The sequence below is a fragment of the Arthrobacter sp. 131MFCol6.1 genome (assembly GCF_000374925.1).
In the GTDB taxonomy this organism is placed as follows: domain Bacteria; phylum Actinomycetota; class Actinomycetes; order Actinomycetales; family Micrococcaceae; genus Arthrobacter.
On the sequence record NZ_KB895541.1, the window covers coordinates 159,962 to 171,456 of the forward strand.

The following is an 11,495-nucleotide window of genomic DNA, read 5'->3' on the forward strand; positions in this document are numbered from 1 at the left end:
AGGTACGTGGGGGACGTGGAGGAGTATCATTCCTTCCGGGGGGCGGGCCTGGAAAGAGAATAGCCATGCTCAAGGACAAGCAAGTCGGCGCAGTGCTACCGGCAGCGGACATCGCCCGTGCACGGGATTTCTACCGCGATAAGCTCGGGCTCGAACCGGAGAACGCGGATGCCGAGGACAACCTGCAGTACAAGTGCGGCGGGGGTACCGGGTTCCTCCTGTACCAGACGCCCAACGCCGGAACGGCCAAGAACACGCAGATCGGCTGGCAGGTCGATGACCTTCCGGGTGCCGTTGCGGAACTCCGAGCCAAGGGAGTCGTTTTCGAGGAATACGATTTCCCGGGCCTAAAAACCGAGGACGGCATCGCCACCACTCCGGACGGAAGCTCGGCCGCGTGGTTCCTGGACACCGAGGGCAACATCCTGAGCCTCAACCACATGACCTAGGGCCGGCCCACAGGACGCAGGCAAGGCCTTGCCCGGACTGAGGTCGCCGGAAACGATGCCGATCACGAAGCCCGGCCGGAGCGCGACAGCGCCGCCGGCCGGGCTTCGTATGCCCGCGGTCCTACGCGTCGGTGCCGGCTTCCGGTTCCTCTGACCACGCCATGCTGGGTCCAATGGCGTCTATCGCCTGGGACAGCGGGATTCCGGAGCCGTCGCGGCGGCCATGCTCGCCGGGGAGTGAGCGCGCCACGCCCGCCAGGGAGGACGCCTTGGCCGGACCGTGCCCAGCCCACCCGAGCAGCAGCGTGTCCTCGCCCTTCAGGAAGCGGTGCGCCCGCACGCCGGCAGTCGCCCGGCCCTTGACCGGGTACTCGGCCAGGGCGGTGACCTTCGCAGCCCCGGGGGCTGTGCCCGGCAGGGCACCTTCCGTCCCGGCGATGGTCACGACGACGGCGGCGGCGTCAGCGGGGCTGGCGGCCCCGAAGAACATCACCCGGTCCCCGGCGGCCAGTTTGATCCCGGCCATGCCGCCGGCGGTCCGGCCCTGCGGGCGGACCGCGGAGGCACTGAAGCGCAGCAGCTGGGCCTGGCGCGTGATGAAGACGAGGTCGTCGTCGTCGGACCCGGCGGGGGCAACGCCCACCACGGTGTCCTTGTCCTTGAGCGCGATCGCTTCCCAGTCTTCACGGTTCAGCGGATAGTCCGGCTGCACCCGCTTGACCACGCCCTGGGCGGTTCCGATCGCCAGGACCTGGTCCAGCGGCGCGAAGGCCACCAGCGACTCACCCTTGAGGAGCGTGATGAAATCCTTGGCCGCCACCCCGCCGGCCATGTTCGGGGTCCCCGAGGTCGGCGGCAGCACAGGCATGTCCATGACCTGCAGGCGCAGCATGCGGCCCTGCGAGGTCACGGCGGCGATCTCCCCGCGGGCGGTGGTCTTGACCACGGAGGAGAAAACATCATGCCGGGTCCGCGGTCCGGCCTCGGCCAGGCTGTCCTGGTTCGCGGTGCGGGCGATTTGTCCGGACACGGTGAGGATGGCCCAGCAAGGATCGTCCGCGATCTCGAGGGCCAGCGGTGCGGCCTTGCCCTTGGCTCCGGCGGCTGCGCCCACCGCGGCGGCCACGGTGGGGGAGACGGCCTCGGATTCCAGCAGGACGGTCCGGCGCGGTGTGCCGTACTTCTCCGCGATCTCGCCGAGTTCGTCGGACACCAGGGCACGGAGCAGCGCGGGCGAGCCCAGGATTGCCTCAAGCTCCGCGATCTCCCGGCGGAGCTCCTCCTGCTCCTTCTCCAGCTCGACCCGCGAATACTTGGTCAGCTGACGCAGCCGCAGTTCCAGGATGTAGTTGGCTTGGATCTCGGAGAGATCGTAGATGGACATCAGCCGGGTCCGGGCCGCGGCGACCTCGTCGGAGGACCGGATGATCTGGATGACCTCGTCAATGTCCACGATCGCGACCAGGAGGCCCTCGACCAGGTGCAGGCGGTCCTTCTTCTTGCCCAGCCGGAAGGCGGTGCGGCGCCGGACCACATTGATCCTGTGGTCCACGTAGACCGAGAGCAGCTGAAGCAGCCCGAGGGTCTGCGGCTGGCCGTCGACGAGCGTGACGTTGTTGATACCGAAGGAATCCTCCATCGGGGTGTAGCGGTAGAGCTGCTGGAGCACGGCAGTGGGGTTGAAGCCGTTCTTGAGCTCGATGACCAGGCGCAGGCCGTGCTTGCGGTCGGTGAGGTCCACGACGTCGCTGATGCCGGTGAGCTTCTTGCTGTTGACGGCATCCTTGATTTTCTCGATCACCTTCTCAGGGCCCACCATGTAAGGCAGTTCCGTGACCACCAGGCCGGTGCGGCGGGCCGAGAGCTGCTCGATGTCCACCTTTGCCCGGGTCTTGAAGGAGCCGCGGCCCGTGGCATAGGCGTCGCGGATGCCGTCCAGGCCCACGATCCGGCCGCCGGTGGGCAGGTCCGGGCCGGGGACGAACCTCATGATGTCCTCGAGCGTGGCGTCCGGGTTGTCGATCAGGTGCCGGGCCGCGGCGATGACCTCCACCAGGTTGTGCGGGGCCATGTTGGTGGCCATGCCGACGGCGATGCCGGTGGCGCCGTTGACCAGCAGGTTGGGGAACGCGGCCGGCAGCACGTCCGGCTGGGTCAGCTGGTTGTCGTAGTTGGGAACGAAGTCGACGACGTCCTCGTCGAGGTGGTCGGTGAGGGTCAGGGCCGCGGCCGCCAGCCGGGCCTCCGTGTAGCGGGGGGCGGCGGGACCGTCGTCGAGCGAGCCGAAGTTGCCGTGCCCGTCGATCAGCGGCAGCCGCAGGGAAAAGTCCTGGGCCATGCGCACCATGGCGTCGTAGATCGCGGCGTCACCGTGCGGGTGCAGCTTGCCCATGACCTCGCCCACCACGCGGGCGCTCTTGACATGGCCGCGGTCCGGGCGCAGCCCCATGTCGGACATCATATAGAGAATGCGCCGCTGGACGGGCTTCAGGCCGTCGCGGGCGTCGGGGAGGGCCCGCGAGTAGATCACCGAATAGGCGTATTCGAGGAATGAGCCTTCCATCTCGGACGTGACATCGATATCGACGATGTTTTCTACGAAATCCTGGCTGGGTTCCCCTGCCGGGGGCGTGGTTTGGCGGCGTGCCATAAGGCTGGTGGATCCTTCTGAGGGGTGCTGAACGGGTACTGCGTAAGTTTATGACTAGGCTAAGCCTATGGTGGATCAGCCGGCGGACGGCGTATATCCGGAATATTGGGAAGCCGATGTTGTCCTGCGCGACGGCGGCACAGCGCATGTGCGCCCCATCCACCCCTCCGACGCGGATGCCGTCCAGGCCTTCCACGTGGGCCAGTCCCAGAAGTCCATCTATATGCGCTTCTTCGCCTTCAAGTCCAAGCTGTCCAGCAAGGAACTCAAGCGCTTCACCGAGGTGGACTACAAGGACCGGGTGGCCCTGGTGATCACCATCGGCGGCGAAATCCTCGGCATAGGCCGTTACGACCGGCTCGATGACCCGGCGGAGGCCGAGGTCGCCTTCAACATCGCCGACGCCCACCAAGGCCGCGGCATCGGCTCGATCCTGCTCGAACACCTCGCCGCCGCCGCCCGCGAGCACGGGATCCGCAAATTCAGCGCCGAGGTGCTCCCGGAGAACCGCAAGATGCTGATGGTCTTCTCCGACGCCGGCTACGACGTCAAACGCCACTTCGACGACGGCGTGGTCAGCCTCGAGTTCAACATCGACCCCACCGACAAGTCCCGGGCCGTCATGGAATCCCGCGAACACCGCGCCGAGGCCCGCAGCATCCAGGAACTGCTCGCCCCGGCGTCCGTGGCCGTGATCGGCGCCAGCCGCAAATGGGGCACCGTGGGCTACCAGCTGCTCGAACACATCATTGAAGGCGGCTTCAGCGGGCCGGTCTATGCGATCAACCCGGAGGCCCTGGAACTCGCCGGCATGCTCTCCTTCGCCCGGCTCTCCGAGGTCCCCGGCCCGGTCACGCTCGCCATCATCGCGGTCCCGTACGACGAGGTCCCCAAGGTGGTGCAGGAATGCGCCGCCGCCGGGGTCAAGGGAATTGTGGTGGCCACCGCGGGGTACGCGGACGACGGCGAACGCGGCCTGGCCCGCCAGCGCGAACTGGTCCGGCAGGCCCGCGCCAACGGCATGCGCGTGATCGGCCCCGCATCCCTGGGCATCGTCAACACCAACCCGTCCGTATCCCTCAACGCCTCGATGGCGCCGGCCCTGGCCCGCCGCGGCGGTTTGGGGCTGTTCAGCCAGTCGGCCGCGATCGGCGTCTCCCTCTACGCGGCCTCCAGCCGGCGCCGGGTTGGCATCTCGACCTTCCTCTCGGCCGGCAACCGCGCCGACGTCTCCGGCAACGACATGATGCAGTACTGGGAGGACGACGCCGACACCACAGCGGTGGGCCTGTACCTGGAATCGATCGGCAACCCGCGCAAGTTCTCCCGGCTGGCCCGCCGGCTGGCCCGCACCAAGCCGGTGATTGTGGCCAAGTCCGACGCCATGGGCCTGAACCTGCCGCCCGGGCACGCCGTCCGCACCACCCAGGCTCCCTCGGAAGCGCTGGACGCCATGATGCGGCAGGCCGGCGTGATCCGGGTCGAGACCATCGAAGAGCTCATGGACGTTGCCCAGATCGTCTCGAGCCAGCCGCTGCCCGGGGGGCCCGGAATCGCCGTCTTCAGCAACTCGCGCGCCCTCGGCAAGGTGGTCGCGGACAGTGCCGCCCGCCAGGGGCTCGGGGTGGAACGGATCGTGACCGACGTTGACCTCGACGCGGGCATGTCCCGGGCGCTGCCGGCGCTGCGGCGGAGCCTGCAGGAAACCCTGACCGCGGACACGGTGTACGCCGCGGTGGTCGCGCTGCTGCCGGCCCACGGCCTCACCGTCGAAAAGATCGCCGGAGTGCTGGCCGAATGCTCCGCGGCGGCCGGCAAACCCGTGGTGGCCGCCTTTAGCGGAATCCTTGATCCCTCCATCTACGTGGAGGGCATGGTCGGCGCGGAACCGGAGCAACCACACCAGCCCGCGCCCGCTCCGCCGGTTCCGTGCTACTCCAACCCGGGTGCGGCGGTGGCAGCCCTTGGCGCCGTCGTGCGCTACGCCCAATGGCTGGACCGGGACCAGGGCCTGTTCGTGGAACCCGACGGGTGCCACCCGGAGGCCGCCCGGGCGGACCTGGAGCTGCTGCTGCGCAATGTGGGCGGAGAGCAGCTCGTCCGGCTGGACCAGGACACGGCCGCGCAGCTGCTGGGCCACTACGGCATCCGGCTGGTCCCGTCCGTCGGGTTCGAGACGGCGGAGCAGGCCGTGGCCGCGGCCGGGCGGCTCGGCTGGCCCGTGGCATTGAAGACCACGGATCCGGCACTGCGCCACCGCCTGGACCTCGGCGGCGTGCGGCTGGACATCCAGGACGCCGATTCGCTGCGGCGCAACGTGCTGGAGATGCGCAAGTCACTCGAAAGGTACGGCTCGCCGTCCCTGGAAGTGCAGACCATGGTCCCCGTGGGCCAGGCCTGCACTTTCCGTGCCATCGAAGACCCGCTGCTGGGGCCCGTGATCTCCTTCGGCCTGGCCGGAGACGCCGTGAACCTGCTCGACGACTGGGCCCACCGCGTGCCGCCGCTCTCCGGCTCCGACGTCCACGACTTCATCCGGGCGCCCCGGGCGTCGCGGAAACTCTTCGGCTACCAGGGCCTGCCCGCCGTCGACGTCGCGGCGCTCGAGGACCTCGCCGCCCGCCTCACCAGGCTGAAGGACAACCATCCGGAGGTCGCGCTGGTGCATTTCAATCCCGTCCTCGCCGGGCCCGATGGTGCCTCGATCCTTGCCGCCGACGTCAGGATCGCAAACGCCGCCCAGCGGACCGACAGTGCGCGCCGGGCGATGCGCAGTTAGGGTCGAACCTGCCGGGCTGTAGCCCGCGTCCGGGGCCCGGCAGTTAGCAAGTCCCTTGCTGATCTGTGAAAATGGAGACTATGAGCACCCAGCCTCCAGCACCCAAGCCCCTGGCGACCGTCCCCGCACGCCAGACCGCGCACCACCACGGCCTCCATGACCACAGTGCGCAGGGCCAGAGCCTGGAAGGGGCCCTCCAGCAGGCCGGTTTCTACCCCCGGCTCGTGGCCGACGTCGTCGCCGATGCGCTGGACGGCCGCGACTGCGTGGCCCACCTCGTTCACCTCGAGACACACTTCGACCGCGCGGAAGTCCGCCGCCACATCACCGTCCTGGTGCTGACCGACGACATGCTGGTCATCACCCACGTCGACGACCAGCAGCTTGACGAGGCCGGCGAGCAGACCGTCGCCCAGGTATCCACCGAGTCCGTCCCCGTCACCCAGATCCGCTCGGTGGTCCTGAGCTACGTCTACGCCCAGCCGCAGGACTACAAGCCGTCCGACCCTGTCCGGGAGCTGACGCTGTCCATTGCGTGGTCCGGCGGCCAGCGCCTCGACATGGGTCCGGCCAGCTGCGGGGACCCGCAGTGCGAGGCCGATCACGGCTACAGCGGCACCATCGCGCAGGAAGACATCGTCCTGCGGATCAGCGCCGAAGCGGACGGCCTGCAGGCCGTCCAGGACGCCAAGCTGTTCGCCCGCGCCCTGCGTGCCGTGAACACCGGCTCCGCGGCGCCGGTCCCGCACAACGGGCCCGGGCTGCCGCCCCGGCCGCGGATGGGCGTGTTCGGAAACCGCCTCAGCCGCGGCCACCAGCGCTGACATGGCCCATTTCCGTCAGCCTGAGCCCGCCGAAGACCAGCTGCCAGTCCCGGTATTGACCCCCTCCCTGGCCGGCGCCGCCGCAGGCCCGTTGGCCGCCGGCGCTGGTCCGTCCGTGCTCCCGCCTGCCCCGGCGTTCGGACACCGTTCCATCGCCGAGGTGCTGACCAGCGCCGCCGCAAGCCTGGGCGTCCCGGGGTTTGAGAACAAACTGAACCTTCCGGCCGCGAAACGCGTGTGTGTGGTGCTGGCCGACGGGCTGGGCCGGAACCTGTTGAAGCAGAAGAGCGCCCACACCCCGTTCCTGCGGGCGGTGCAGCAAGCCGGCCAGGGCCAGGTGCCCGTGTCGCTGGACTCGGCCTTCCCGTCCACCACTGCGGCGTCCCTCGCCAGCTTTGGCACCGGACTGTCGGCGGGCCAGCACGGCATGGTGGGCTATGACGTCCTGGACCCGGATCAGGACCGGGTCGTGAACATGCTGGGGAACTGGGACGCCGGCGTGGACCCGCGGACGTGGCAGCCGTTCCCCACCGTTTTCGAACGGGCCGCGGAACACGTCGACGTCACGACCGTCAGCCTGCCGCAGTTCAGCACCTCGGCCATGACCGAGGCCGCGCTGCGCGGCGGCCGCTTCCTCACCGGAACCACGTCGCACGCCCGGACCGAAGCGGCCGCCGAGGCCATGGCCGGCGCCGGCCCCTCGCTGATGTACTTCTATGTCAATGAGCTCGACAAGGCCGGGCACCGCCACGGCTGCCAGTCAGCCCAGTGGGAGCACCAGCTGGAGGAACTCGATGCCACGGTGCGCCGGCTCAACGCCACCCTGCCGGCCGGGACCACCGTGCTGCTGACGGCGGACCACGGCATGGTGGACGTGCCCGAATCGCAGCGGATCGACTACTCCGCGGAGCCGGCGCTGCTCGCCGGCGTGCGGCACACCGCCGGCGAGCCGCGCATGGTCCACCTCTACCTCGAGGATGGAACGGGCGACGCCGCCCGCGCCCGGCTGCTGGCAAACTGGCGGTCCCGATTCGGGGACAGAATCTGGGCCTTCACCCGTGAGGAAGCGATCGCGGGCGGGCTGTTCGGTGACGTGCGGGCCGAGGCAGCTTTGCGGATCGGCGACGTCATGATCGCGGCCCGGGATTCGCTGGCGCTTTACGATACACGCAGGGTCCGGCCCACCGCCCTGGAGGTCGTGGGCCAGCACGGTTCCCTCACGAAAGCCGAGCGGGAAGTCCCGCTGCTCTACTTCCAGGCCGACGGTAAAAGGGCGCCGCGCGGCTGAGTCCCGCTTGAGATCCCCGCCTGAAATCCCTGCCTGAAGTTTCGGGTCTGGTTCTTATTGGTCGTTGCGGGTTCCGAAGACGATTTCGTCCCAGCTTGGAACGCTGGACCGCTTCGGCTTGGCCGGCTGGCGCTCCGGCTGGTCCGTGCCGGCCTCGTTCCGGGTAGCGGCGTGGGACTCGCGGTGCTGCCGCCGGGACGTTCCGCCGCCGATCAGTTCATCCAGGCCCGGGCTTGCCGTCGGGCCACTCTTAGGGGCCGGGCGCAATTGCGAGGCCGCGATGGTGACTTCCCGGGTCTCGGTGCTGACGCCGTCGTGCAGTTTCAGGGCATCGTCCTCTTCCGGGAGGCGCGGTGCGAGGGTCAGCCGCGAGAGCATCGACGGCCTGCCGTCGCGCCGTCGCGTGAAGTGGTCGGTTTCTGACGGGGCGGCCGCCTCCACTGCCGGGACTTCCGGGAGCCCGGGCTTGATGACGGCCGGGTCGGTGTCGGCCGAATCGGGATCGCCTTCCGCAGCGGCTTCGGGGGTGGCTTCCGGTTCCGCTGCTTGCGGAATTTCGGTTGCGTCCGGCACCTCCGACGGACGGGGGTGGGCCGCGGGGACACCGGTGGTCAGGAGTGTGGCGAGGGCGTCGTCCGCGTCCTCGTCCACGCCGATCCGCTGGCCGCGGCGGGAACGCAGCATGTCCAGCAGCCCGTCGGCGTCCTGTTCCTGGTGGATCCTGTCCTGCTGGAGCAGCATCTGGTGAATAATGCTGTGCTGGCCGGTCGCTGTGCGGGCCGCAGCCTCGGCATCGGTCTCAAAGTCGAAGGGTCGGTCGGAGACGGCCGTGAGCCGCCGCGTCGGCACGGGGCCTTCGAGCGGCTCAAGTTCGCTCAGCTGCTGGGCCCAGCGGTTGGCGTTTTGCAAGGTCTTCCGGGCGGGGTGGAAGGTCCACAGGGCCGGCGGCTCCTCGCCGATTCCGGCCGGGCCGCCGGGCTTGGGCTCAAAGCGGGCCACCACGTTCCAGCTGCCGTCGGGACGGCGCCAGGAATCCCACTCCAGTGTTGAGGGTTCGACGCCGTACGCCCTGAGCCGGTGTTCGACCATGTCGCTGAGGGACGCCGGGTTTTCACCGAACACGGACCGGTAGGCGTCGTGGCCCGGGGCAGGGGAGGCGACCTCCACTTTGCGGGCCTGCTGGGCGATGTACTCGCGTTCGGCCAGGACCGGGCCCTCGTAGCGCTGGACTTTCTCCAGCGGAATTCCGGACAGTTCCGCCACTTCGGCGGCGGTGGCACCGTTGCGAATCCTGGTCTGGATATCGCGCGGTGACATGGCAATAGGGGGTGCGGCCGCGCTGGACGCGGTCTTCGCCGACGTCCGGCTGGCTGCCACCCGAAGTGCTTCATCGATCGGCAGCTGGAACATCTCGCCGCCGGTGCCACTCAACAGGAGATGCTCTCCGTCGTCGTGGACGCCTACAAGCCGTAGATCCTGCATACAAATCCTCCACCCTGGCATTACTAACAATCGAAACTCTGCCACCAGCGGGACGCATTTCGGGTTAGGACGGCTGGCGCGCCGTGATTTTCCGCGACTTTCCGCGACTTTCCGCGACTTTCCGCCGGTTTTTGCGGGTCTGCGGGAGAGATCGGGGGGAGGGGACCGGTGGGCTCTGGCATTCGGTGGGCGCTTAAGCAAAAATGACCCGACACCGGGCACAAAAACCGCATGTCCGGCGTTACAACGGTGAACCGCTCCCGGAGCCCAGGGTTACCATCCCGGCGGGCCATCCTGGAACGGCGAATCAATCGAACGAATGCGGAGTGTGAGCAACAAATAATGGCGACTGATTACGATGCGCCGCGTAAGACCGAAGAAGACCTCAGTGAGGATTCGATTGAGGCTCTGAAGGCGCGGCGTACGGAGAAGCCTTCCGCTGTGGTGGATGAAGATGAGTCCGACCTCGCCGAAGGCTACGAACTTCCCGGCGCAGACCTGTCCGGGGAGGAACTGCTGGTCCGGGTTCTGCCCGCCCAGGCAGACGAATTCACGTGTGCCTCCTGCTTCCTCGTCCGCCACCGTTCGCAGATTGCCCGCGAAAAGGACGGCCTCAAGTATTGCAAGGATTGCGAGGGTTAGGGACGCGGCAGCCGTGACCGGGAGCCCGGGTCCCGGTCACGCATTTGGGACCCCTGCGCGCCTGGCGGCGCGCAGGAACCGTGGGTGGCAGCCGCGCAGGAACCGTGGCGGAGACGGCGGGAACTAGGTGTTGAGCGCGGCGATCAGCTGTTCGGGGTGGCGGGTGGACGTGAGCCAGTACGGCGTGCGGTCCGAGGGGTCCTCGATCTCGATCCGGACCACCGGATCCACCCAGCCGCGGATGCACAGGAACGCCAGCCCGTTGAGCCGGGTGCCGCGTTCCGCGGTCGCTTCCTTGCCCCGGAACGCCGTGGCCTTGCCCAGGAACCCGCGTTCAATGGTGGCCCTGCCCACCTTCAGGGTGGTCCTCGTGACAGCAATTGACGGCGTGGACAGGACCAGCAGCACGGAGATGATGATGAAGAGAACGATTGCTGCCGTAATGCCGGCCCAGATGCTGATGGGGGCCAGCATGAGGATCCCGGCGCTGGAGAACCCTGCCGAGACCAGCCAGATCCAGAAGTTTGGCCAAAGCTTCTCGGAGTAAAGGACAGTGGAGTCGCTCGGGGCGCTCTTCGGGGCAGGCGCGGCTGCGCTGGATTCGGGCATAAGCACAGCTTTTCATCTTTCCCGGCCTATTTCACCTCGGCCCCCGCCCGTCTCCAGCCCCGGACCAACCCGCGTCAACCCGGCTCCAGTCCCGCGGGCGCCGTGCGCGGGCAGGCCGGCAGCGGCTAGGACGATGTTCCTCGCGGGCGTTAGAGTGAGGGACTGTGACTGAAGAAAACACCGCCGTCGCCAGTGCCGCCTCCACGGCCAGCGACGCAGCCTACGGAACGCCCACCTTGACGGTACAGCTGAAAATGCTCGACGACGGGCTCGAGCCGCCGTCGTACGCGCATCCGGGCGACGCCGGCGCCGACCTTCGCGCCCGGGAGGACGTCGTCCTCGCGCCGGGGGAGCGCCGCCTCGTCCCGACCGGCGTCTCGATTGCGCTGCCGGATGGTTTCGTTGCGCTGATCCACCCCCGCTCCGGCCTCGCCACCAAGCACGGACTCACGGTGGTGAACGCCCCCGGGACCGTGGACGCCGGCTACCGCGGGGAAATCGCGGTGACACTGCTCAATACGGACCGGCACGAGGCGATCGAGCTCCGCCGCGGCGATAGAATTGCACAAATGGTCATTCAGCGCGTGGAGTACGCCAGGTTCCTCCCGGTCGAGGAGCTCGACGGCTCCGTCCGCGGCGGGGGAGGCTTCGGCTCCACCGGCGGTTTCGGCGGACCGGCCTGAGCGCAGGCCCCGGCAAGGCCACGGGAGCCAGCTGCGTTTCTGCAGTGCCGCAGGTACTGCAGAACATCGGCGCCGAAGCACACAGGCAC

Annotated in this window: 9 protein-coding genes; 6 read left to right on the forward strand and 3 right to left on the reverse strand. The window is 68.5% G+C overall.

Features of this window, described 5'->3' with window-relative positions:
* Positions 1-65 precede the first annotated feature (65 nt).
* Positions 66-449 (forward strand): VOC family protein, encoded by a 384-nt coding sequence (locus C566_RS0100720; RefSeq protein WP_018772409.1) that lies wholly within the window; start codon positions 66-68, stop codon positions 447-449.
* 121 nt (positions 450-570) lie between these two features.
* Here the strand turns inward: C566_RS0100720 and C566_RS0100725 are convergent, their stop codons facing one another.
* Positions 571-3,099 carry a DNA gyrase/topoisomerase IV subunit A gene (locus tag C566_RS0100725; RefSeq protein WP_018772410.1) on the reverse strand — a complete coding sequence of 843 codons (2,529 nt, stop codon included), beginning with the start codon at positions 3,097-3,099 and terminating at the stop codon, positions 571-573.
* A 67-nt stretch (positions 3,100-3,166) separates the two neighbouring features.
* Here C566_RS0100725 and C566_RS0100730 point away from each other — a divergent pair, with 67 nt between their 5' ends.
* The 3 genes from C566_RS0100730 to C566_RS0100740 all read left to right on the forward strand — a co-directional run bounded on the left by C566_RS0100730 (position 3,167) and on the right by C566_RS0100740 (position 7,990).
* A complete protein-coding gene (locus tag C566_RS0100730; RefSeq protein WP_018772411.1) occupies positions 3,167-5,878 on the forward strand; it encodes a bifunctional acetate--CoA ligase family protein/GNAT family N-acetyltransferase in 2,712 nt (903 codons plus the stop codon).
* An 80-nt stretch (positions 5,879-5,958) separates the two neighbouring features.
* Complete coding sequence (locus C566_RS0100735; RefSeq protein WP_018772412.1) at positions 5,959-6,702, forward strand: DUF5998 family protein; 744 nt, start codon at positions 5,959-5,961, stop codon at positions 6,700-6,702.
* Position 6,703: 1 nt separating this feature from the next.
* A complete protein-coding gene (locus tag C566_RS0100740) occupies positions 6,704-7,990 on the forward strand; it encodes an alkaline phosphatase family protein (RefSeq protein ID WP_018772413.1) in 1,287 nt (428 codons plus the stop codon).
* Positions 7,991-8,044: 54 nt separating this feature from the next.
* Here C566_RS0100740 and sepH read toward each other — a convergent pair whose 3' ends face one another.
* Complete coding sequence (sepH, locus tag C566_RS0100745) at positions 8,045-9,472, reverse strand: septation protein SepH (protein ID WP_018772414.1); 1,428 nt, start codon at positions 9,470-9,472, stop codon at positions 8,045-8,047.
* A 342-nt stretch (positions 9,473-9,814) separates the two neighbouring features.
* Here sepH and C566_RS0100750 point away from each other — a divergent pair, with 342 nt between their 5' ends.
* The gene (locus C566_RS0100750) at positions 9,815-10,114 is read left to right on the forward strand and encodes a DUF4193 domain-containing protein (protein WP_018772415.1); all 300 of its coding nucleotides are present in this window, start codon (positions 9,815-9,817) and stop codon (positions 10,112-10,114) included.
* Between the two features lie 123 nt (positions 10,115-10,237).
* On the opposite strand, the gene C566_RS0100755 is transcribed toward C566_RS0100750, so the two are convergent.
* Positions 10,238-10,723: a DUF3093 domain-containing protein gene (locus C566_RS0100755; RefSeq protein ID WP_018772416.1), complete on the reverse strand. Its 486-nt coding sequence runs from the start codon at positions 10,721-10,723 to the stop codon at positions 10,238-10,240.
* Between the two features lie 164 nt (positions 10,724-10,887).
* Between C566_RS0100755 and dut the strand changes: the two genes are divergently transcribed.
* The gene (gene dut / locus C566_RS0100760) at positions 10,888-11,406 is read left to right on the forward strand and encodes a dUTP diphosphatase (protein WP_018772417.1); all 519 of its coding nucleotides are present in this window, start codon (positions 10,888-10,890) and stop codon (positions 11,404-11,406) included.
* Positions 11,407-11,495 lie beyond the last annotated feature (89 nt).